21 protein-coding genes and 1 pseudogene are annotated in these 20,751 nt (G+C 72.7%); 9 read left to right on the top strand and 13 right to left on the bottom strand.

All coding sequences use genetic code 11. The features are described from left to right. Positions 1-31: 31 nt before the first annotated feature. Positions 32-604 carry a dihydrofolate reductase family protein gene (locus ACF07V_RS04325; RefSeq protein WP_392151327.1) on the bottom strand — a complete coding sequence of 191 codons (573 nt, stop codon included), beginning with the start codon at positions 602-604 and terminating at the stop codon, positions 32-34. Positions 605-716: 112 nt separating this feature from the next. Here ACF07V_RS04325 and ACF07V_RS04320 point away from each other — a divergent pair, with 112 nt between their 5' ends. Further along, positions 717-2,093, top strand: a complete 1,377-nt coding sequence (locus ACF07V_RS04320; RefSeq protein ID WP_392151326.1) for a TerD family protein — start codon at positions 717-719, stop codon at positions 2,091-2,093. A gap of 47 nt (positions 2,094-2,140) precedes the next feature. Here ACF07V_RS04320 and ACF07V_RS04315 read toward each other — a convergent pair whose 3' ends face one another. Beyond that, positions 2,141-2,314: a hypothetical protein gene (locus ACF07V_RS04315; protein WP_392151325.1), complete on the bottom strand. Its 174-nt coding sequence runs from the start codon at positions 2,312-2,314 to the stop codon at positions 2,141-2,143. Between the two features lie 275 nt (positions 2,315-2,589). On the opposite strand from ACF07V_RS04315, the gene ACF07V_RS04310 reads away from it, so the two are divergent. Then, complete coding sequence (locus tag ACF07V_RS04310; protein ID WP_392151324.1) at positions 2,590-4,113, top strand: glycosyl hydrolase family 18 protein; 1,524 nt, start codon at positions 2,590-2,592, stop codon at positions 4,111-4,113. 60 nt (positions 4,114-4,173) lie between these two features. Here the strand turns inward: ACF07V_RS04310 and ACF07V_RS04305 are convergent, their stop codons facing one another. The 3 genes from ACF07V_RS04305 to ACF07V_RS04295 all read right to left on the bottom strand — a co-directional run bounded on the left by ACF07V_RS04305 (position 4,174) and on the right by ACF07V_RS04295 (position 6,589). Then, positions 4,174-4,542: a hypothetical protein gene (locus ACF07V_RS04305; RefSeq protein ID WP_392151323.1), complete on the bottom strand. Its 369-nt coding sequence runs from the start codon at positions 4,540-4,542 to the stop codon at positions 4,174-4,176. Between the two features lie 141 nt (positions 4,543-4,683). Then, positions 4,684-5,772, bottom strand: coding sequence for a hypothetical protein (locus ACF07V_RS04300; protein WP_392151322.1), 1,089 nt, complete (start codon positions 5,770-5,772; stop codon positions 4,684-4,686). A 91-nt stretch (positions 5,773-5,863) separates the two neighbouring features. Continuing rightward, positions 5,864-6,589 (bottom strand): PIG-L deacetylase family protein, encoded by a 726-nt coding sequence (locus ACF07V_RS04295; protein WP_086828730.1) that lies wholly within the window; start codon positions 6,587-6,589, stop codon positions 5,864-5,866. Between the two features lie 146 nt (positions 6,590-6,735). On the opposite strand from ACF07V_RS04295, the gene asnB reads away from it, so the two are divergent. From asnB to ACF07V_RS04265, 6 genes are all read left to right on the top strand, one after another. Further along, positions 6,736-8,535 carry an asparagine synthase (glutamine-hydrolyzing) gene (gene asnB, locus ACF07V_RS04290; protein ID WP_392151321.1) on the top strand — a complete coding sequence of 600 codons (1,800 nt, stop codon included), beginning with the start codon at positions 6,736-6,738 and terminating at the stop codon, positions 8,533-8,535. Positions 8,536-8,893: 358 nt separating this feature from the next. Further along, positions 8,894-9,649, top strand: coding sequence for a hypothetical protein (locus ACF07V_RS04285; protein WP_392151320.1), 756 nt, complete (start codon positions 8,894-8,896; stop codon positions 9,647-9,649). A 99-nt stretch (positions 9,650-9,748) separates the two neighbouring features. Next, positions 9,749-10,495 carry an SDR family oxidoreductase gene (locus tag ACF07V_RS04280; RefSeq protein ID WP_086832434.1) on the top strand — a complete coding sequence of 249 codons (747 nt, stop codon included), beginning with the start codon at positions 9,749-9,751 and terminating at the stop codon, positions 10,493-10,495. A gap of 44 nt (positions 10,496-10,539) precedes the next feature. After that, complete coding sequence (locus ACF07V_RS04275) at positions 10,540-12,105, top strand: class I tRNA ligase family protein (protein WP_392151319.1); 1,566 nt, start codon at positions 10,540-10,542, stop codon at positions 12,103-12,105. 126 nt (positions 12,106-12,231) lie between these two features. Beyond that, positions 12,232-13,530, top strand: coding sequence for a D-inositol-3-phosphate glycosyltransferase (gene mshA / locus ACF07V_RS04270; RefSeq protein ID WP_392151318.1), 1,299 nt, complete (start codon positions 12,232-12,234; stop codon positions 13,528-13,530). Between the two features lie 216 nt (positions 13,531-13,746). Next, positions 13,747-13,953 carry a hypothetical protein gene (locus ACF07V_RS04265; RefSeq protein WP_392151317.1) on the top strand — a complete coding sequence of 69 codons (207 nt, stop codon included), beginning with the start codon at positions 13,747-13,749 and terminating at the stop codon, positions 13,951-13,953. 135 nt (positions 13,954-14,088) lie between these two features. Here the strand turns inward: ACF07V_RS04265 and ACF07V_RS04260 are convergent, their stop codons facing one another. The 7 genes and pseudogenes from ACF07V_RS04260 to ACF07V_RS04230 all read right to left on the bottom strand — a co-directional run. Next, positions 14,089-15,141: a LuxR C-terminal-related transcriptional regulator gene (locus tag ACF07V_RS04260; protein ID WP_392151316.1), complete on the bottom strand. Its 1,053-nt coding sequence runs from the start codon at positions 15,139-15,141 to the stop codon at positions 14,089-14,091. 142 nt (positions 15,142-15,283) lie between these two features. Continuing rightward, complete coding sequence (locus tag ACF07V_RS04255) at positions 15,284-16,312, bottom strand: LuxR C-terminal-related transcriptional regulator (protein ID WP_392151315.1); 1,029 nt, start codon at positions 16,310-16,312, stop codon at positions 15,284-15,286. A 98-nt stretch (positions 16,313-16,410) separates the two neighbouring features. Then, positions 16,411-16,851, bottom strand: coding sequence for a Fur family transcriptional regulator (locus ACF07V_RS04250; protein WP_392151314.1), 441 nt, complete (start codon positions 16,849-16,851; stop codon positions 16,411-16,413). An 82-nt stretch (positions 16,852-16,933) separates the two neighbouring features. After that, the gene (locus ACF07V_RS04245) at positions 16,934-17,827 is read right to left on the bottom strand and encodes an SAM-dependent methyltransferase (RefSeq protein WP_392151313.1); all 894 of its coding nucleotides are present in this window, start codon (positions 17,825-17,827) and stop codon (positions 16,934-16,936) included. A 157-nt stretch (positions 17,828-17,984) separates the two neighbouring features. Beyond that, positions 17,985-18,467 (bottom strand): GNAT family N-acetyltransferase, encoded by a 483-nt coding sequence (locus ACF07V_RS04240; protein WP_392151312.1) that lies wholly within the window; start codon positions 18,465-18,467, stop codon positions 17,985-17,987. A gap of 122 nt (positions 18,468-18,589) precedes the next feature. Continuing rightward, the gene (locus ACF07V_RS04235; RefSeq protein ID WP_392151311.1) at positions 18,590-19,501 is read right to left on the bottom strand and encodes a M56 family metallopeptidase; all 912 of its coding nucleotides are present in this window, start codon (positions 19,499-19,501) and stop codon (positions 18,590-18,592) included. Between the two features lie 311 nt (positions 19,502-19,812). Beyond that, a pseudogene (locus tag ACF07V_RS04230) lies at positions 19,813-20,160 on the bottom strand (BlaI/MecI/CopY family transcriptional regulator); the annotation flags it as partial. Positions 20,161-20,256: 96 nt separating this feature from the next. On the opposite strand from ACF07V_RS04230, the gene ACF07V_RS04225 reads away from it, so the two are divergent. Continuing rightward, the gene (locus ACF07V_RS04225) at positions 20,257-20,412 is read left to right on the top strand and encodes a hypothetical protein (protein WP_392151310.1); all 156 of its coding nucleotides are present in this window, start codon (positions 20,257-20,259) and stop codon (positions 20,410-20,412) included. A gap of 28 nt (positions 20,413-20,440) precedes the next feature. On the opposite strand, the gene ACF07V_RS04220 is transcribed toward ACF07V_RS04225, so the two are convergent. Then, positions 20,441-20,722: a metal-sensitive transcriptional regulator gene (locus tag ACF07V_RS04220; RefSeq protein WP_015035316.1), complete on the bottom strand. Its 282-nt coding sequence runs from the start codon at positions 20,720-20,722 to the stop codon at positions 20,441-20,443. Positions 20,723-20,751: the final 29 nt, after the last annotated feature.

The raw sequence follows: 20,751 nt of genomic DNA, 5'->3' as shown, positions 1-20,751 counted from the left end.
GGACCGTCTGGTGCGGGCTGCGCGCCGGGCGTCAGCGGACGACGTCGAAGACCTGCTTCTGGACGCCGTTGGCGTACGCCTCGTACTCGACGAGCTTCAGCTGCTGCGTGTCCTTGTCCGTGGTGCTGAAGAGACGCTTGCCGGCGCCGAGCAGGAGGGGGAAGACGAGCAGGTGGTAGCGGTCGATCAGGCCCGCGTCGGAGAGGGCCTGGTTGAGGGAGGCGCTGCCGTGGACGATGATCGGGCCGCCCTCGGTCTCCTTCAGGGCCGCGACCTCGTCGAGGGAGCGGAGGATCGTGGTGTCGCCCCAGTTGTCGACGAGGTCGTCCTCGGTGAGCGTGGTGGAGACGACGTACTTCGGCATCACCTTGTAGTCGGCGAACTCCTCCATGTCCGGCCAGACGGGGCTGAAGGCCTCGTAGCTGGTCCGGCCCAGGAGCATCGCGGCGGCTTCCTTCTGCTCGCGGCCCTTGATCTCGAAGGCCTCGGGGAGGAACTCGACGTTCTTGAAGGTCCAGCCGGAGTTGCGGTAGCCGGGCTCGCCGCCGGGGGCCTCGACGACGCCGTCGAGCGAGACGAAGGCGGTGCTGATCAGGGTGCGCATCTGAAGGTCTCCCACGGGTCTCGTGCTTGCTGTCACCCACTATGACCGGGGGCCGTTCGAAAACTCATCGGTCGGCGGGACGAAAGATCCGTGGCGCTGCCAGGATGCGGGCATGACGCAGATCATCAAGGGGGGAAACCTTCCGCTCAGCGGCGAACCGATGCGGGTCGCCGTCGTCCGCCGGTCCGGCGGGGCGGAAGCGCCGAAGGTCGACGCGGCCGCGCTGCTCGTCGACGCGGACGGCAGGGTCAGGGACCGGGCGGACCTGGTCTTCTACAACCAGCCCGAGCACGCCGGGAGCGGTGTACGGCTCCTGGGGGAGGCCCAGGGCGAGGACGGGGTCGTCGCCGACTGGCTGGAGATCGACCCCGGCCGGGTCGAGGAGTCCGTGGAGCGGGTCGTGGTGGCGGCGTCCTGCGACGGCGGGACGTTCGGCGAGGTCGAGGGCCTGTACGTACGGGCGGTGAGCGCGACGACCGGGGCGCAGCTGGCGCTGTACGCGGTCGAGGACGCGACGACGGAGACCGCGATCCTGCTGGGTGAGTTCTACCGCAGGAACGGGGGGTGGAAGTTCCGCGTGGTGGGGCAGGGGTACGACTCGGGGCTGCCGGCCCTCGCGACGGACTTCGGCTTCTCGGCGTCGGAGGAGGAAGAGGGCGAGGACGAGCCGGTGGTGGAGGAGGTGCCCGCGCGGGTCGTCGCCGAGCCTGTGCCGGGCGCAATCGCAGCCGCATCGGCAGCCCCCGCACCCGCAGCTCCCGCCCCGGCGGCCCCCGCCCCCGCCCCCGCCCCCGTCGCCGTCGCCGTCGCCGCCGAGAAGAGCGGTGCTCCCGTTCCGTACTCCGGCGCTGCCCAGCAGCCTGCCGCGCCGGCCCGCCTCAACGCCCTCCCCGCCGAATTCGGCCCGGAGTTCCCGTACGTCGAATTCCAGGGGGAGGGGAAGGAGGACGTCGAGACCGGCCTCACCCTCCCCCGTGGCTTCGTCGCCGTCGACGTGCTGAAGAAGGGCGGCGGGTACCTGGACGTCGTCACGCTGACCATCCGCAGGCGCCGGTGGCGGCAGGTCATGCGGAGCAGCATGGACGACCTGCGCGGGGTGGGCGTCCTGCACCACGACGGTCAGTCCCCCCTCAGGCTGCGGGTGGACACGCGCGGCCGGTGGATGATCAGGCTCCGGCCGGTGTCGACGCTGCGTGCCTTCGACGGGCCGGTGGAGGGGTACGGGCCGGACGTCCTGGCGTACACCGGTGACGAGACGGGTGTCAGGTTCCGGTTCGAGGGCGACGAGGACAAGGAGGGCTACTTCGGCGTCGCGGCGCACCGGAAGGGCGGCCACTGGGAGTACCGGTTCAGCCGGCGCGACCGGGGCCGCGGGAAGGGCGACCTGACGCGGGGGCCGCGGCTCCTCGTCGTCGAGGCGGACGGGGCCTGGTCCATGGAGCCCCGCCCGGGCGGCGGCGGGGGCTTCTGGAGCCGGTCCCGACGCTAGGGCCATGAATCCGGGCGGGGAGCGCGGCACGCGTGCTCCCTCGCTCCCTAGCCCGCGCAGGCCGGCAGGAACTCCAGGCCCTCCGGTGTGCCGAAGCGGATCACCGCGAGGTAGGCCTCGGGGTAGTCGCAGCCGAGGTCCGTCCACTGGAGCGCGAGGACGGTCCAGACGACGAATGCGGCCAGGAGTAACCAGCGCCAGCCCTTTGACATGTACGCCACGTACCCGGCCGGTCCGCGGAGGAACCACTTCCGGGGCGCGAGGGGCGTCGGGCCTGGCTCCCTGGACCAATCCGGCCGCCCGCGCGCATCGCTCCAGCGTCCGCCCGCACTCGCTGGATGCACCACGCATCGAACCGCGCAATTGGTCTAGTCCAAGTTTGGTCCAGGCCATTGACGTGCTCATGGTTGCGGGGGTTATTTCGTATCCCAACAGTCGTGCGTCACAACGGCGTTGACGCACGCCCCGCACCCTCCCCCACAGACATGGGATCGCCATGAGACGACGCGTACGTTCGCTCCGTTCGGCCCTCACCGCCGCCGTGACCGCCGTGGCCGCCCTCGGCCTCGGCGCCGTCGCCACCACCCCCGCCCAGGCCGCGACCCCGCTCCCCGCCCGGGTCTTCGCCCCCTACTTCGAGTCCTGGACCGGCGAGAGCCCCGCCGCCCTCAGCGCCCAGTCGGGCGCCAAGCACCTCACGATGGCGTTCCTCCAGACCGCCACCAAGGGCTCCTGCACCGCGTACTGGAACGGTGACACCGGACTCCCCGTCGCCCAGTCCTCGTTCGGTGCCGACATCGCGACCATGCGGTCCCGCGGCGGCGACGTCATCCCCTCCTTCGGCGGCTACACGGCCGACACCACCGGCACCGAGATCGCCGACAGCTGCACCGACGTCAGCCAGATCGCCGCCGTGTACGAGAAGGTCATCACGACCTACGACGTCACCCGGCTCGACATGGACATCGAGGTCGACTCCCTCGACGACACCGCCGGCATCGACCGCCGCAACAAGGCCATCAAGCTCGTCCAGGACTGGGCCGCCGCCAACGGCCGCCAGATCCAGATCTCGTACACCCTCCCGACGACCACCCACGGCCTCGCCGCCAGTGGCCTCGCCGTGCTCAAGAACGCCGTCACCAACGGCGCCCGCGTCGACGTCGTCAACCTCATGACCTTCGACTACTACGACAACGCCGCCCACGACATGGCCGCGGACACCAAGACCGCCGCCCAGGGCCTGTACGACCAGCTCGCCAAGCTCTACCCGACGAAGACGGCAGCCCAGCTCTGGGGCATGGTCGGCATCATCGAGATGATCGGCGTCGACGACTTCGGCCCGGCCGAGACCTTCACCCTCGCCAACGCCCGTACGGTCTACGACTGGGCGGTCTCCAAGGGCATCAACACCCTGTCGTTCTGGGCGCTCCAGCGCGACAACGGCAGCTGCGCCGGCGGTGCCGCCGCCGACGGCTGCTCCGGGATCCAGCAGAACACCTGGGACTTCTCGCACGTCTTCGCGCCCTTCACCAGCGGGACGACGGCCCCGGCCGACGACTTCTCGGTGACCACCACCCCGGCCGCCGTCACCGTCACCGCCGGCGCGTCCGCCTCCGCCACGGTGAAGACCGCCGTCACCGCCGGCGCGGCGCAGACGGTGAACCTCACGGTCGGCGGCCTGCCCGCCGGGGTCACGGCCACGCTCAGCCCCGCCTCGGTGACGGCCGGGGGCTCGTCGACCCTCACCCTGAACACCACCGCGGGCACGGTCTCCGGCACGTACCAGATCGTGGTCAACGGAGCGGGCCCCTCGGCGGGTCACGCCGCGGTCCTCGCCCTGACCGTCACCGGCGGCGCCACCCAGTGCACGGCGACGCCGTGGGTCTCCTCCGCCGTCTACACGGGCGGCCAGCAGGTCTCCCACAAGGGCCACACCTGGAAGGCCAAGTGGTGGACGACCGGCGAGGAGCCCGGCACCACGGGTGAGTGGGGCGTCTGGCAGGACCTCGGAGCCTGCTGAGCCCTGCCCCCGTACGCGAACCGGGGCCCGCCGCGTGGAGGCGGGCCCCGGACGGTGCGATCAGGAGACGCGCTTGAGGGTCCAGGCGTTGTTGTTGAAGCCGGAGTTCGGCCACGCGACGCAGGAGCTGCTGTAGTAGGAGCTGGTCGCGGTCCAGCCGGCGGGGTAGTACGTGGACCCGCAGGCCTGGACGACGGTGCCTATGGGCAGGCCGGTGAGCTGCTTGATCTGCTTGATGTTCGGGTCGAAGTTCTGGGTGCCGCAGCTGGCGCTGTAACCCCAGCTCACATCGACGTAGCCGTACGGGGTGGCGGTGCTCGCGCACGTGGTCGTCACGTCACCGGGGGCCGCCTGGGCCGGCGCCGTGCTGAGGGCGAACATCGCGGCGGCGCCGGCGAGGGCCATGGTGGTGGTGCGGAAGCGGGTCATGGTGGGCTCCTTGGATCCGAAACGGCCGATGGCATATGGCAGCCCTTTTTCTACGGCGTGTGCGCGCGACGTAACAGCCTGTTTCGAGTCCTGTGGGATCAGGCCAGGCCGGCAGCCGGTCCGGACCCGAGCGCTCCCCGGCTAGCCCATCCAGCCGAACCGCTTCTTGTTGTCGTCGTCCGTCCGCTCCTGGTCCTCCCCGGCGGCGCGGACCGCCTCGCGCAGAGGGCCGTTCAGGTGATGGCCGAGGGCGCGGGCCGCGAGATCGAGATCGTCGAGGAGCGGGGCGAACCCGTCCCCGACCGAGGCGCCGAGCGAGCCGCTCCTCTGGAGCTCTTCGAGGTCGTACATGGCACGGGCGAGGGACGTCGTGGTCCTGCCGGCGATCTGGTCGGCGATCTCCGCGAGGCGGTTGGCCGCCCGCTTGTGCTCCCAGAAGTCGATGCGGAAGCTCTGCGGGGTGCCGACCATCGGGCCGCCGTGCTCCATGAGCCGGTCGGGAGGCAGGTCCGGGGCGTGCTGTCCGGCGCCGATCGCACCGGCGCCGCCGGCGATGCCTCCGCCGACGACGCGGGGACCGATGCCGGAACCCCCGCCGCCGGCCACTCCCGCGCCGCCCGCGATGCCCGGGGCCACGCCGCCGCCCGCGATGCCCGGGGCCACGCCGCCGACGGCGCCGCTGCCGGACAGGTCGGCCGCGATGTTCGGAAGGCCCGCGACACCGGGGTCGGTGCGCGCGGCGGTCAGCCGAAACCCGGTTTCCGTGAAGGCCGCCTGCTCGATGGACCCCAGTTCCGCGCGGGCGGCCTGGACGACGCCCTGCTGTGCCACGTCCAGGGGCGGCCGGATGCCTCCGGGCGTGACGACGGGGGCCGGAAGGCCGGGGGCGATCCGCTCGACAACCCCCAGGGCCATGTCCTTGTGCACGGCGATCTCGTCGCCGCAGTTCAGGATTTCGGCGGCGATCTTGCCGGCGGCCTCGGCCGTGACGGTGAAGTGGCTGTTGACGCGGGCCCAGTGCTCGGCGAGTGCGGTCATCGCCTCGCCGTGTCCGCTGGACAGCAGCCGCTGTACGGCCTTCGCCGCGTCCGCCCTGTCGTCGGAGAGGTTCTCCTGGAAGGTGCGCAGGCTGGCCTGCGTCCGGGAGGCGGCGCCCTCGTCCGCCTTCGGCCAGGCCAGGCCGTGCTCGTCCATCAGGGCCTTCTGCGTGCTCGTACGCTCGATCGTCATCGAGTGAACTCCCCCCGGAGTAAAGGCAGTCGAGGCGTCACACGGTCCCACTCGCCCCATGAGGCCACAAGGGGGAAGCCCCGTCGGCGCCTCAGTCGATGTGCACGATCTGGAAGGCCTCCGCCATGCGGCCCGGGGGCAGGCCGCCGGCCGTCGCGTGTTCGCCGAGCCAGGTGCGCAGGAGGCCCGCCAGGTCGTCGAAGTGGGCCGTCTGCGAGGTGTGGATGCGCAGGGCCTCCACCTTGCGGTCGAAGACGGAGGTGACGTCGACGTACTGGTTGGGGGTCGGCCCGGTCATCAGCCACAGCTCGTGGACGGTCCACGGCTCCAGGCCCTCCTCCTTGAGGAGTTCCGCGTGCGCGAAGGGGTTGCGGGCCTCGGGGTAGACCGCGCGCAGGCAGGCGTCGCCGACCGCGCGGTGGTCGGGGTGGAGGTCGGCGACGCGGGCCCAGTTGATCTCGGGCGACGGGATGATTGCGCGCTGCGGGCGTACTTCGCGGATGACCCGGCACAGGTCGCGGCGGAGCTCCACCGAGGGCTCCACGAAGCTGTCGGGGTAGCCGAGGAAACGCACGTCGGCCACGCCGCTGAGCTTGGCGGAGTGGACCTGTTCGGCGCGGCGCAGGTCCGCCATGGCCTGGCGGGGGAGCGCTTCGTCGTAACCGCCGGCGCCGCCGTCCGTGACGATGCAGTACGTGACGCGGGTGCCGCGCTCGATCCACTGCATGACGGTGCCGCTGACGCAGAACTCGATGTCGTCCGGGTGCGCGGCCACGACCAGCAGGGACTCGGGGGCCGTCCGGTTGAAGTCCTCCATGGGGCCAGCCTGTTGGGGTGGCGGGGGCGTCGCAAGGCCAACTCGTGGCGTGAACAGGACATGGCACTTACGCGCCATTCAAAAACTTGGTAGATTCAAATCATTGGGAGAAACGGGTTTCGTGACGTGCTTGGAGGGTGACCGCAATGTGCAGGATCCTCGGCTCCTTCGCCGCCGGGGCGGACCGCCCCGAGCCGGCCCAGCTCGCGGCGGTCTCCGCCCGCCAGCGCCACGGCGGCCCCGACGAGCACCAGGTGCTCAGCGGCCCCGGCTGGTCGCTCGGCTGCGACCGGCTCGCCGTCACCGACCCCCGCGGCGGACAGCAGCCCTACCGGCTGCCCCACCTGCCCGGCATCCTCGCCGTGCTCAACGGCGAGATCTACAACCACGCCGAGCTCCGCCGCACCCTCGCCGCCCGAGGCCACCGCTTCCCCGACCGCTGCGACGGCACCGTGCTCCCCGCGCTCTACGCCGAGTACGGGCCCGCCTTCGCCGAACACCTCGACGGCATGTTCGCCGTCGCCCTCCTCGACCTGCGGCCCGGCTCCACCCAACTCGTCCTCGCCGTCGACGACATGGGCATGAAGCCGCTCCACCTGCACCACGACCCCTACGACGGGTCCACCCGCTTCGCCTCCGAGATCCCCGCGCTCCTCGCCTTCGAAGGGGTACGGATCTCCCCGCGCGAGGACGCCCTCGACACCCTCCTCGCGACCCGCACCTCCTTCTCCACGCACACCGCCCTCGACGGCGTCGACGCCCTGCCGCCCGGTGCCACCGCCCTCGTACGGCCGGGCGCCGCACCCGTCGTCCGCCGCCGGGGCCCGTACCGCGCGAAGCCCGCCGGCGACACCCAGGACGTCCTGCGGCACGAGGTGCGCCGGCTCGCCCGGGCCGAGGTGCCCGTCTGCGCCGTCACCAGCGGCGGCCTCGACTCCGGGCTCGTCACCGCCCTCGCCGCCGAGCACGCCCGCGAGACCGACGCGCCGCCGCTGCACACCTTCCACCTCACCTACCGGGGCCGGTGGCCCGACTCCGAAGCCGCGTACGCCCGCGCCGTCGCCCGCCGCGCCCGGACCGTCCACCACGAGGTCGCCGTCGACCCCGACGAACTCGGCTCGCTCCTCACCCGCACCGTCCGCCACCTCGGCCAGCCCAACGCCGACCCGATCACCCTCTCCACGTACGCCCTCTTCCGCGCCGTCCGAGAGAACGGCTTCACCGTCGCGCTCGCCGGCGACGGCGCCGACGAGCTCTTCGGCGGATACGACCGGATGCGGGCGGCGCTGACGGCGGGACCCGAATGGGCCGCCGCCTACACGGACGCGCTGTCGGCCGCGCCGAGGCTCCTGCGCGAGCACCTCTACACCGCCAACTACCGCGCGTTCATCGCCGACCAGGGCTCCGCCGCCGACCGCATCGAGCAGGAGCTCCGCTCGGCGGAGGCCGTGGGCGCCGACCGGATCACCGCGATGACCGCCTTCGAGACGCGGTGGCGGCTGCCGGCGTACCACCTGCGGCGGCTGGACCACCTGTCCATGGCGTGGGCGGTGGAGGCGCGACTGCCGTTCTGTCAGCCGTCGGTCGTCACCCACGCCAGGTCCCTGCCGGTGGGGGCGCGGACGGGGAAGCGGGCGCTGTACGAGGCGGGGGCGGAGCTGCTGCCGGCGTCGGTGCTCCGGCGCCCCAAGCAGCCCTTCACGCTGCCCGTCGCGGCGATGCTCGCCCCCGGGGGGCCCTTGCTGGAACTGGTCCGCGAGATGCTCTCGCCGGCGCGGCTCGTCCTCGGCGGCAAGATCCGGGCGGACCGGGCCGCGAAGCTCCTGGCCCGGCACCTGGAGCACCCGACGCCGCAGGCGGCCCTGACGCTGTGGTCCCTCGCCGTCCACGAACTCTGGACGGAGGTCGTGCAGGGCATGCGAATCCCGGTGGGCTGTGCGGCCTGAACCCGCCCACCCCCGTGTGGGCAATCGTCCCGCTGGGGCGGGACGGGTGGGCACACGGGACGGCGCCCCTGGCGGCGCCTCCGCGTTCCGCGCCCCGGCCCGCACCACGTGTGCGCCGCCGCCAGGGGCGCGGGTTCCGGTGCGGGAGCCTCTGGCGCCGGCAAGGGCGCCGTCCGTTGTGCCCACCCTCCCCCAAGCTCTCGGCTCCGCTCGCGCAGGGGGGACCCCCATCGCCCCTTGCGGAACGCCTGCCCACAACGGGGTGGGCACTGTTGTGCGGGCTCTTGATGCGCCCGGGCCCACCCTTGTTCTGCGCCTCGACCAACTCCCCCCGGGCGCCCTGGCGGTGGGTGCCGAGTTGAGGCCTCTGCTCCGGGCTCTCGCCCGCACCCCCTACCCCCGCCTCCGCAAGATCGCTCTCTTCGACCCCCGTACCCTCCACTACCGCTTCGTCCAGGCCCTCCCCGACGGTTCCTTCGACTTCCGGGCCGGGTGCGGGCACTCGCTGCTCGCGTGCGTCGTCGCCGACGGGCGCCCCGGGCCCGTCACCGTCCGTTCCGTGACCACCGGCGACACCGTCCTGTGCGAGCGGGAACCCGACGGCGACGCCTACACGCTCAGCTTCCTCACCGCCCCCACCGCCTCCGGCGCCCTCCCCACCGGACGTCCCGTCGACGTCCTCGACGGCGGCGTGCCCGTCTCCCTCGTGCGGTACGGAAATCCGTACGTCTTCGTCGACGAACGGCACCTGCCGGAAGGGGACGCGTACGGCCGGCTCCTCGCGCTGCGCGCGCAGGCCGCCCGGCTCCTCGGCCACCCGCCCACCTCCGCCCTCCCCAAGATCGCCGCGTTCACGGAGACCCCCGCCGGGCTCTCCGTCCGGGCCCTCACCGTCGGCGGCTGGCATCCCCGGCTCGCGCTCACCGGTGCCGCCGCCCTCGCCGCCGCCGGCGCGATCGACGGGACCGTCGTGCCTCCCGCGTGCGGGCCCGTCCGCACCCCCACGGGCACCGTCACCGTCTCCGCCGCACCCGACCGCGTCCGCGTCCACCACAAGCGCGCCGTCGTGCTCGAAAGCCTTGAGCTGCCGTGGCGTATCCACGCAACGGCGTGAATGCGCACCCCTTTCACCAGGCCCGCACCCCCCTGCCTCTGCCACGCTGAAATGGACCGGCCATCGGTATCCGTGGGGACGTGGGGAGAGCAGACACACATGAAATTCGAGAATCTGCGTGTCGTCGTGACCGGGGCGTCCCGCTATTTCGGTCGCGCGCTCGCCGTCGGATTCGCGCATCTCGGCGCCGAGGTCTACGTGTCGGCGCGGACCGTCGAGGCCGCCGAGCGGACCCGTACGGAGGTGATGGGCTCGGCCCGTGACCGCATCCACGCCTTCGGCTGCGACCTGAGCCGGCCCGCCGAGATCCGCGAGTTCGCGGCCCGGGTCGGCGAACGCACCGACCGCGTCGACCTGTTGGTCAACAACGGCGCCCGCTGGCTCGACGGCATGGACCTGGAGGCGGCCAGCGACGCCGAGATCGTGGAGACGATCGAGTCGACGGCCGGCGGCACGGTCCTCATGGTGAAGCACTTCCTGCCGCTGCTGCGCGGCTCGCTGCGGCCCGACATCGTGAACATGGTCGCCGTCCGCGACGCCGAGGGCGCCTCCGCCGCGACCGCCGGCGCCGCCCACGAGGCCTTCTGGGCGGCGAAGAGCGCGCAGGCCGGTTTCGCCGACATCCTGTCGCGCCGGCTGCGGCCCTCCGGTGTCCGCGTCTTCTCCCTCTTCCCGCCCGATTTCTCCACCTCGGACCCGCGCTTCGCGGAATGGGACGGATCGAATCCCGACGGAATAGCGCCCGACGAGAAACTCACCACGCAGGCCCTTTTCGAGTGCATCGTCTACGCCGTCGAGCAGCCCCGTGACTGCTTCATCCGGTCCTTCCACTTCGAGCCCCGCTGACCGCCCCGCCGATCACCCGAGAACCACCGCGTCAAGGAGGTCCCATGAGCACCCCTGTCTGGATCACCGCGACCCCTCCCGCCACCCACGGCGAACTCCACATCGGCCACCTCGCGGGGCCGTACGTCGCCGCCGACGTCCTCACCCGCTATCTGCGCGCCGACGGAGAGGCGGTCCGGTTCACCACCGGCACCGCCGACCACGCCAGCTCCGTCGAGGTCCGGGCGCTGCGCCACCACCGCAAGCCCGAGGAGGTCGCGGAGGGCTACCGGGCCGCGATCACCGCCGACTGGCTGCGTTCGGGCGTGGAGTTCGACCACATCGTGCGCCCGCGCCGCGACAAGGGGTACGGCCGCTGGGTGCAGGACCTCTTCGCGAAGCTGTACGCGCAGGGCGTCATCGCTCCCCGGACCCGGCTGCTGCCGTACTGCGAGCCGTGCGACCGCTGGCTGCACGGGGCGCACGCCACCGGCACCTGCCCGCACTGCGGCGCGGCCAGCGACGGCGGGATGTGCCACGAGTGCGCCCGGCCGAACGACGGCGGCGACCTGATCTCGGCGCGCTGCGCGCTCTGCGACACCCCCGCGGTCGCCCGCCGCTGCCGTCGCCTGTACGTGCCCCTGGAGCCGTTCCGGGACACGCTCGCCGACTACTGGGCCACCGCCGGCCTGCCGCCGCGGCTCGCCGCGCTGTGCGAGTCGCTCGTCGAGGACGGGCTGCCGGACATCGCGGTCGGCCACCCCGCCGAGTGGGGTCTGGACGTGCCGGTGGAGGGCTTCCCCGAGCACCGGATCGACGGCTGCTTCGAGGCGGCCGCGATGCATCTCTTCGGCCATGACCCGAAGGGCCCGCTGCCCCGCCGCGCGATCCACTTCTGCGGTTTCGGGCACGCCTTCTGCCACGCCGTGCTGCTGCCGGTGCTGCTGCTCGCGCAGGACATCAAGCTGCCGCAGGACTTCAACGTCAACGAGTCGTACGTCATCGAGGAGGGCGTCCAGGAGGGCAACGTCTGGGCGCTCGACCTGCTCACCGAGTACGGCTCCGACACCCTGCGCCGCCATGTCCTCCAGGCCCGCCCGCTGGGCCGCCGCACGGTCTTCCAGCGGGAGCGGCTCGCGGCCGCCCGGCGTGAGCTGGACGAGAACTGGAACAGCTGGCTGTCCCGGCTCTTCTCGGCCGTGCGGGAGGAGTGCGGCGGCCTCGCCCCGCAGGCGCTGCCCGGCGGCACCGGCTGGGAGATCCTGGAGCGGCGGCTGCACCGGGGCGTGGACGACCTGCGCGAGGCGTACGGCCCCGACGCCTTCGACCCGCGCCGGGCGGTCGCCGTCCTCGACGAGATGGTCCGCTCGGTGGCCGACTTCGGTCACGTCAACGCCCACGAGCGGTGCCGCCCCAGCACCTCCTGCCGTCATCTCCCGGCCCTCGCCGCCCAGTTGGCGGTGGCCTCCGGCCTGGCGGCGTGGTCGCGGCCGGTGATGCCGGAGGGAGCCGACCGGCTCGCCTCGGCGCTGCGGGTGGAGCCGGGGCGCCCGGTCGACTGGCAGGCCCTGACGGGACCGCTGCCGGGGACCAGACTGGCGCCGCCCTCGGGTCCGGTCTTCGGATTCTGACCCGCGCGTTCCCGCCCCGTACTACTAAGCAACTAAGTACTTACGTAGGAATGCCCCTGCCGCGTGACCGCGCGCGCGACGCGCAGGGACACGTGGTCCCCCACCTCCCTCTCACAGGAGCCCCACGTGTCCCTGCGCGTCGCCATGCTCAGCGTCCACACCTCCCCGCTCCACCAGCCCGGGACGGGGGACGCCGGCGGCATGAACGTCTACATGGTCGAGCTCTCCCGCGCCCTCGCCGAACAGGGCGCCGAGGTCGACCTGTTCACCCGCTGCCGGGGCGAGGGCGCGCCCCCGCTCGTCGAGCTGGCCCCGGGCGTCCGGGTGCGTCATCTCCACGCCGGGCCGCGCCGGGCGCTGCCCAAGGAGGCCATGCCCGACCTGGTGGTGCCGTTCTCGCTGGCCCTGCTCAAGGAGGAGCGGCGCTACGACCTGGTCCACTCGCACTACTGGCTCTCCGGGCAGGCGGGCCGGATCGCCTCGGTGGGCTGGCGGATACCGCTCGTGCACACCGCGCACACCCTGGCCCGGGTGAAGAACGCCTCGCTCGCCGAGGGCGACACCCCCGAGCCGGAGCTCCGGGTCCGGGGCGAGCACCAGGTGGTGGGCAGCGCGGACCGGCTGATCGCGAACACGGCCGACGAGGCGGAGGCGCTGCGTTCGCTGTACGGGGCGGAGGGGGCGCGGACCGAGGTCGTACGGCCCGGGGTCGACCTGCGCACGTTTCGTCCGGGGGACGGGCGGGCGGCGGCGCGGGCCCGGCTCGGGCTTCCGGCGGACGCGTTCGTGCCGCTGTACGCCGGCCGCATCCAGCCCCTGAAGGGTCCGGACGTGCTCGTACGGGCGGTCGCGGAGCTGCTGCGGGAGGCGCCGGAGCTGCGCCGCCGGCTCCTGGTGCCGGTGGTGGGCGGTCACTCGGGGGCGACGGAGCGGGGTTCGGCCCGGCGGCTCGCGGAGGAGCTGGGGGTCACCGATGTGCTGCGGTCCTGCCCTCCCGTGCCGCAGGAGCGGCTCGCGGACTGGTACCGGGCGGCGGACGTCCTCGTGGTGCCTTCGCGCAGCGAGTCCTTCGGTCTGGTGGCGCTGGAGGCGCAGGCCTGCGGGACGCCGGTGCTCGCGGCGGCGGTCGGCGGGCTGCCGACGGCGGTGTGGGACGGTGTGACGGGGATGCTGGTGCGGGGTCACGACCCGGTGGAGTACGCGCGCCGGCTGCGTTGGCTCGCGGCGCATCCGGAGGCCGTGGAGACGATGGGGGCGGCGGCGGTGCGTCATGCGCGCGGGATGAGCTGGCGGGCGTCGGCCGGCCGGACCATCGAGGTGTACCGGGGGGCGCTCGAACGGGAGGTGGGGCAGGGGCGGCGGCACGCCCCTGCCCCGGCGGCCCCTCTCTCCTGGAGGAATGAGAAGGCCGTGGCACAAGTCTAGCATCTCTTTTGGTTCGACCAAAGGTATGGCGAGCTCCGGATGCGTCAATTCCGTTGTGCTGATGGCGCATTGACGCATCCACGCCATGGCGGGTCCACGCAGAGAGAATCCCTGGATTCGATTCGGGGGCCGGGACAGAATGGAGATGTCTTCAGGGAACGCCCGGCGGCACGGGCCCCGGAAGGCGGAATTGATATTCCAAGTCCTGGAGGAATCATGTCCGTTCAGCAGAACTCCGGTATCCGCAACGCCGTCCGCCAGTTCGTGGTCGCGCTGGTGGCCTGTACGGCGGTCGCCGCCGGCGCCGCCTTCGCCGTCGACTCCGGCAGCGACCCGGTCACCCCCCACACCTTCGCCGGTGTCGCGGAGGACAACGGCTGGCCGGTCCCCCCGACGGACCCGACCCCCAGCCCCACCAACTGAGCCGGATCACCGGGTAGTTCCCCCAGGAATTCCGGAAACGCTCCCCGCTGGGCCCCGCAATCGCTGCCACGATCGCGGGGCCCCGCTGCTTTCCCGAAACAGCGCTTCCCGGGAGATCCCGTTCCCGAAAAGGAATCAGTCCAGCCAGCCGAGCCGCACGGCCCGCGCACCCGCCTCGAAACGGCTCGTCGCCCCCAGCTCCTGCATCAGCTCCGAAATCATCCGGCTGACCGTCCGCAGCGACACCCCGAGCGTCCGCGCGATCCGCTCGTCCTTCATCCCCGAGGCCAGCATGTGCAGCGCGGCCCGCTGCTGCTCCGACAGCCCGTCGCCGCCCGCCTCCGCCACCGTCTCGTTCCCGTACGGCGTCGCCGTGTGCCAGCAGTGCTCGTACAGGCTCAGATACGGCCGTACGAGCGCGCTGCCCCGCGCCAGGATCGCGCCCTCGCCCGGCTCCTCGGGCCGGATCGGCACCAGGGCGAACTGCTGGTCGGCGATGATCAGGTTCATCGGCACCACCGGCGCGAGCCGGATCTCCACGCCCAGCTCGGCCCGCTGCCCGAGGAACTTCTCCATCTGCGGGTCCGTGGCCTCCTGCCGGCCGTAGATGGCGCGCACCCGCACCCCGTTGGCGAGCTGCCGCCGGTCCCGGTCGAGCATCAGCTCCGGGTTCTGCCGGCCCGGCGTCCCCGGGTGCAGCGAGGCCGAACTCTCCTGCATCACATCGGTGATGTCCTCGATGGCCTGCTGGATCCTGCGGTAGTCGGTCAGCGCCTCCACGTGCGCCTCCGCCCGGGTCAGCGCCTCGGCCCGCAGATAGGAGCCCGCGAGGATCTCCAGCGTGCTGTACGCCTCGTCCGCCTCGGCCAGGTGCTCCCGCAGCCGCTCCCGCTCCCGCTCCAGGAGCCGGAGCAGCGCGATCTCCGGATCGATCGCCGCCACCGTGTCGTTCTCGGACCGCCAGCTGCCGTCCTGCACGGCGGCGATGGTGGCGTGCACCTGCCCCGTGGGCACGATCAGGCCCAGGGCGAGCAGTTCGCGGCGACATCGCTCGTACTCCTCCGGAGCGAGCCCGAGTTCCCTGCGGACCTCCTCGAAGTCCGAGACGCCCCGGCGCCGTAACTCCTGGTACACGGCCGGCAGGACGCCGCTCGTGCCGTCCCCGATGCCGTCGCCCGCGGTGACCATGGCGAAGTGACCCCCCTCGTCTTCAGAGTCGCCCCGCCCTCACCCTGTCAACCGGCTCGGCGGGAGTCCGTCGTGTACTTCCTGCGGCCCGCGCCGCCCCCGTGGGCCGCGCGTGTCCTCCATGACATCCGAACTCCTCGTACTAGGCCACGGGTTCCGGCCCCTCGCCGTCGAGCAGCCCCAGCCGGGCCGCCTTGACGCCGGCCTCGAAGCGGCTGGCCGCCCCGAGCTCCTGCATGACCTCGGAGAGCAGCCGGCTGACGGTCCGCAGCGAGACCCCGAGGCTGCGGGCGATCTGCTCGTCCTTGATGCCGGAGGCGAGCATGTGCAGCGCGGCCCGCTGCTGGTCCGAGAGCCCGTCGCCGCCGGCCTCCGCGGGCTCCTCGCCGTACGGGGAGGCGGCCTGCCAGCAGTACTCGTACAGCGCGAGGTACGAGCGGACCAGGCCCGGGCCGCGGGCGAGGATGGTGGGCGAGTCCGGGTCGTGCGGGTCCGTAGGCAACAGGGCGAAGTTCTCGTCGGCCAGGACCATGTTCATCGGGACGACGGGGGAGAAGCGCAGCTCCACGCCGAGCGCCGCCCGGTCCTCCAGGTGCTGGGTCATCTCGGGCACGGTGCCGACCCGGCGGCTGTACATGGCGCGGACCCGCACCCCGCGGGCGGCCCGGGAGCGGTCCCGGTCCAGCTCGGCGGCCATGTCCTCGCGCCGTACGGAGCCGGTGTGCATGACGTGGACGGCGGTGCGGACGGTGTCCGTCAGGTCCGACAGCTCGCGCAGCACCCGCTGCGGGTCGGTGACGATCTCCACCTCGACCTCGGAGCGGGGCGCGGCCCCGGCGCGGAGGAACGGTCCGGCGAGGGCTTCGAGGGCGGTGTGCGCGCGGCTGGTCGCGGCGAGGCGGTCCTGGAGCCGGTCGCGCTCCCGGCGCAGCAGCCGCAGCAGGGCGACATCGGGGTCGACGACCGTGTGGACGCCGGGTTCCGAGGGATCACGGAGGGCGGTCAGACCCAGGGAGGCGAGTTCGCAGCGACATCGCTCCCGCTCGTCGGCGGAGAGCTCGAAGCGGTCCGCGACCTCGTCGAAGCCGGCCTCGGGGCGGGCGCGCAGTTCCTGGTAGACGGCGAGAGCCTGATCGCTACCCGCGCGGGTCACGGCGGCGTTTCTGGACACGGCGCAGCAGACTCCCCTCGGATCCACGCGGACCCTGTTGAATCGCCCCGCTAGACCCTGCCACAAAATCGAACGACACGCACGATGTTGACCGGGCCTCAGGAGGCGGCGGCGTCCGCCCGGCAGTCGGGGCACAGACCCTTGAAGACGACCTCCGCGTCGTCCACCCGCCACTGCGGCAGGGCGCCCCGGGGCGGTTCGGGGGCGGTCGCCGAGACGTTCTCCACCCGGCCGCAGGAGGTGCACAGGGCGTGCTGGTGGGCCGGTCCCGAGATCTCGAAGACCGCGGGCAGGCCCGGCCGGTCGAACTTGCTGACCAGTCCGGTCTCCTGGAAGTGCCGCAGCATCTCGTACACGGCCTGGCTGGTCAGCGTGCCGAGCCGCTCGCGGGCGGTGGTGGTGATCGCCTCGACGTCGAGATGGCCGCCGGCGGCGAGCACCGTGAGGACCTCCAGGCGCGGGCCCGTGACCCGCAGCCCGACATCGCGCAGGCGCTGGATCACCGCCTCGCGGCCCGTCAGCTCTTCCACGACTGCCATCTTCTCCGCCCGCCACCTGGTCGGCTCAAACTTTTGTGGGCATCGTACCTCTTGCTCGTCAACCTGGGCAGGTTCGTATCGGTCAGTCGTCCGTCCTGCAGACGAGGAGGACGGACTCGGTCCGCTCGTCGATCCGGTGGCGCCGCCGGCCCTCGATGTGCAGCCCCGCCGAGTGCAGCTCGGCCGCGAGCCGCTCCGGGTCGACGATCCACTTGTCGGTGGTCAGCACCACCCGCTCCGAGGAGAGCTTGCCGGTCCTGGCCGCGTAGTACGTGATCCGCTCGCTCATCGACGGCAGGTCGAAGACCTGCCGGGCCACCACCCACTCGTCGATCCCGTCGAAGCGCGGGACCTGGAAGGCCCAGGTCCGCCGCGGCTCCGCGATCAGCCCCGGCAGCTGGTGCGCGGTGTAGTCGAGGGCGAGCGCCCCGCCCGTCTCCAGATGGGCGGCCACCTCCCGGAGCAGCTCCGGACGGCTGTCCGGCGGCACGGCGGTGACCATGGCGCCGGCGAGCAGCGCGAGCCGGTAGCTGCCTTCGAGGCGGAGGTCGGTGAGCTCCGCGCGGTGGGTGACGACGAGTCCGGCCACCTGCGGACCGATCCTGCGGGCCCAGCCTTCGAGGCGCTCCAGTGCCGAGGCGTCCCGGTCCACGGCTTCCACGGCGAAGCCGTGGCGGGCGAACGGGACGGCGAGCCGCCCGGCGCCGGAGCCGAGGTCGAGGACGGGTCCGCCGGTGGAGCGGGCGAGGCTGAGATAGCGGACGATGTCCGCGCTGTGCGGGCCGAGCAGGGCGTCGTGCAGCCAGACCGAGTTCTCGTCGGCGGGGGAGACCGATTCGAGCCCCGGGAGGGTGTCGGCGGTGACCCGGATGCCGGCGCCGGGGCCGGGCTCCTGGTCGAGGCCGTATCGGGACGGCAGGACCGGAGCGAGCGCTGCGGGCACGACGGGCAGGGAAGTGCCGATCGGTGTGTGCATCGCTCCTCCAGGGGCTCGCTCGGTCCATGCCGTCCGGACGAGGAACCCGTGCCGCCGGGCCCGCGCCGCTGAACCCATCCTGACCTGGGGAACGAACCCCGATCCACCGGATCGGGCTGCGTGAACACGCGATGGCGTGGATCTGCCACGGTGTGCTTCAGGAGAGCGGTCTGCTCCACCGTCTCTCGGAGAGGGCCGCGAAGCCCAGGCGCGCGTAGAAGGGAAGCGCCGGATCGGCCGTCGCCGGGAGTTCCACCCGCTGCTCCCGGGCGCCGTAGCCGCGCATCCGCTCGGTCGCGGCGGCGAGCAGGGCCGTACCGACCCCGGCGCGGCGGGAGCCCGGCTCCACCGCGAGCGCGTACACCTCGCCCTCGCCCGGGACGGGCACACCGCCCGCCGCGACGCCGACGACCGTGCCCTCCGCGTCCGTCGCGACCAGCCAGCCGAGCCATCCGGGCGCGCCTCCCGGAATTTCAATTTCCGCGCGTATGCGGGGGAGTGCGCATTGCGCCGAGATCAGCCGCCGCATCGGGATTTCGTCCAGTATTCCGGCATAGCTGCTCCGGATGATGTCGGCAAGCAGTCTGGATATCGTCGTCGCGTCGCCGGCCGCTGCCGTACGAACGCCAGCGAGCTGCATTGGTTTTGCACCCTTCGACGTGCCGAGTCCGAGCCCCAACGTACCCACAATAGCGGCGTATTCCGTAGTCTGTGACCGATGCGAAATCTACGAATTCGCTTAGTAAATAAGGGTGTTCACGATTACTGGGGGAACGAGCAGCAGGCGACGATCAAGGGGGCCATCGCGAGGGCGGCCGCCGCGATCGTGAGGAGCCCGCGCAGCACCGGGTGTCCCGCGCTGTGCGGGGTGAGGATGCGCCGCATGCGCAGCGCCGCCGACGGCCCGCCCGCGGCGAACGCCGACCGCGGCGCCCGCCCCGAGGCCAGCGCGTACAGCGCCGTCGCGAGCGCGTCCCGCGTGCAGCGGCGCAAGGCCCTGTCGTCCGCGGCCATTTCGAGCAGCAGGGGTACGGCGGTCCCGCCGTGGCGCGCGAGCGGGAGGCGCGGGAAGACGGCGGCGAAGGCCTCCGCCGCCGCGACCAGGAGGTGGTGCCGTCCCGCGATGTGCGCCCGCTCGTGCGCGAGGGCCGCCGCCAGCTGGGCGGGGGTGAGGGTGTGCACCGCGCCGGAGGAGACGACGACCCGGCGGGAGCGGCCCGGCAGGCAGTAGACGGCGGGCCGGTCGTCGTCGAGGACGGTGGCCCGCAGCGCGGGGTCGTACCGGCCGACGAGCCGCAGCACCCCGGCGTGCCGCGTCCGCACCCGCCGGGCCCTGGCGAGGCGGCGGGCGAACGCGGCGGTGGGCAGCGAGAGGACGAGGAGCGCGAGGGAGAAGGCGAACCGCTCGCGCCCGTCGAGGTGCAGGAGCTGGTCGAGCGTGGGCGGCCGGAGCGTGAACAGCATGTCCGCGAGGCGGTGGCCGCTTTCGGCCGTCAGGACCAGCTGGGCGGGCAGCAGTGCGGCCGCGGCCGCGAAGCCGGCGCCGCAGGCGGCCCACACGGCGAGCGCGAGCCGCGGCACCTGCTGGGCCCACCGGGCCCGGACGAGCAGCAGGGGCACGAGGAAGCCGGTGAGCAGGGCGAGCCCGAGCGGCACGAGCAGATGGTGATTCACGCGCCGGCCCCGTTCCCGGGGCGGCCCTCGCACCCGGGGCGGCCCCCGCTCCCGGGATGCGCCCCGGCCTCGGGGTGGGTCGTGCTGCCGGGGTGAGGCCCGCTTCCGGCGTACGCGCCTGCCTCGGGGTGGGCCGTGCTGCCGGGGTGAGCCTCGCTTCCGGCGTACGCCCCGGCCGCGGGGTGGGCCGTGCTGCCGTGGTGAGGACCGCTTCCGGCGTACGCGCCGGCCGCGGGGTGGGCCGTGCTGCCGTGGTGAGGACCGCCCCCGGCGTACGCCCCGCCGCCCGTCTGTGGGCCCTGGTCCGCCCTCGTGGCGCGGAGGGCCGCGTCGAGGGCGGCCATGTCCTCGTCCGAGATGACCTCGACGAAGCGGAGGAGGGCGGCCGGACGGTCCTGGCTGTCGCCGAGGGCGTCCCGCATCAGGCCCGCCGTGTACTCCTCGCGGCTGCGGACCGGCTCGTACAGCCAGGCCCGCCCGGACTTCTCGCGGCGGAGCCAGCCCTTGCGGTGCAGGATGTCCGCGACGGTCATCACCGTCGTGTAGGCGACCCGCCGTCCCCGATTGATGTCGTCGACGATCTCGCGGACCGTGGCGGGCCGCTGCCAGGCCCACAGTCGGTCCATGATCTCGGCCTCCAGCTCTCCCAGCCGGCGCACGTGCATCCCCTCCCCCGTAGGGCCTGCCCTTCGGGCGGCTCATCGTACGGGCCGCTTCCCCCGGCCAGGTATACCCCCCAGGGGTACGATGGCAGGATGTCGACCCTCATGAAGAACCGCCCTTGCGCGAAGGTCTGCGACTCCGGTCTGCCCGGAACGGTGGAGCTGGTGCTCCTCCGCCAGCTGCTCGGCCTCTGTCTTCGGCTGAGTCTCACGCTGTCCGCCGACTGCCCTTCACGCAAGAGCGGTTGACACTGCAAGGTCCTGCTTCACTGCGTCGTCACGTCCGGATCAGCCGGGCGATCGCCTTCGACGCCTCGCCCACCTTCACCTTCGCCTGGTCCCCGCCCTGGGCGATGGCCTCCGTGACGCAGCAGCTGAGGTGCTCGTCCAGGAGGGCCACCGCGCAGGACTGGAGGGCCGCGTTGATGGCGGAGACCTGGGTGAGGACGTCGATGCAGTAGACGTCCTCGTCGACCATCCGCTGCACCCCCCTGACCTGGCCCTCGATGCGCCTCAGGCGTCTGATGATGTCTTCCTTGTGCTGTCCGTAACCGGCCACGGCGGGCTCCTCGGTGATAGGCGCGGAAG

It is taken from the genome of Streptomyces sp. NPDC015661, assembly GCF_043077765.1.
In the GTDB taxonomy this organism is placed as follows: domain Bacteria; phylum Actinomycetota; class Actinomycetes; order Streptomycetales; family Streptomycetaceae; genus Streptomyces.
This window is presented reverse-complemented; position numbering and strand designations above follow the sequence as displayed.

Bases quoted from the DNA above. Each gene is read 5' to 3' on its own strand.
- ACF07V_RS04325 (WP_392151327.1), bottom strand. From the start codon at position 604: ATGCGCACCCTGATCAGCACCGCCTTCGTCTCGCTCGACGGCGTCGTC.
- ACF07V_RS04320 (WP_392151326.1), top strand. From the start codon at position 717: ATGACGCAGATCATCAAGGGGGGAAACCTTCCGCTCAGCGGCGAACCG.
- ACF07V_RS04310 (WP_392151324.1), top strand. From the start codon at position 2,590: ATGAGACGACGCGTACGTTCGCTCCGTTCGGCCCTCACCGCCGCCGTG.
- ACF07V_RS04305 (WP_392151323.1), bottom strand. From the start codon at position 4,542: ATGACCCGCTTCCGCACCACCACCATGGCCCTCGCCGGCGCCGCCGCG.
- ACF07V_RS04300 (WP_392151322.1), bottom strand. From the start codon at position 5,772: ATGACGATCGAGCGTACGAGCACGCAGAAGGCCCTGATGGACGAGCAC.
- ACF07V_RS04295 (WP_086828730.1), bottom strand. From the start codon at position 6,589: ATGGAGGACTTCAACCGGACGGCCCCCGAGTCCCTGCTGGTCGTGGCC.
- asnB (WP_392151321.1), top strand. From the start codon at position 6,736: ATGTGCAGGATCCTCGGCTCCTTCGCCGCCGGGGCGGACCGCCCCGAG.
- ACF07V_RS04280 (WP_086832434.1), top strand. From the start codon at position 9,749: ATGAAATTCGAGAATCTGCGTGTCGTCGTGACCGGGGCGTCCCGCTAT.
- ACF07V_RS04275 (WP_392151319.1), top strand. From the start codon at position 10,540: ATGAGCACCCCTGTCTGGATCACCGCGACCCCTCCCGCCACCCACGGC.
- ACF07V_RS04265 (WP_392151317.1), top strand. From the start codon at position 13,747: ATGTCCGTTCAGCAGAACTCCGGTATCCGCAACGCCGTCCGCCAGTTC.
- ACF07V_RS04260 (WP_392151316.1), bottom strand. From the start codon at position 15,141: ATGGTCACCGCGGGCGACGGCATCGGGGACGGCACGAGCGGCGTCCTG.
- ACF07V_RS04250 (WP_392151314.1), bottom strand. From the start codon at position 16,851: ATGGCAGTCGTGGAAGAGCTGACGGGCCGCGAGGCGGTGATCCAGCGC.
- ACF07V_RS04245 (WP_392151313.1), bottom strand. From the start codon at position 17,827: ATGCACACACCGATCGGCACTTCCCTGCCCGTCGTGCCCGCAGCGCTC.
- ACF07V_RS04240 (WP_392151312.1), bottom strand. From the start codon at position 18,467: ATGCAGCTCGCTGGCGTTCGTACGGCAGCGGCCGGCGACGCGACGACG.
- ACF07V_RS04225 (WP_392151310.1), top strand. From the start codon at position 20,257: ATGTCGACCCTCATGAAGAACCGCCCTTGCGCGAAGGTCTGCGACTCC.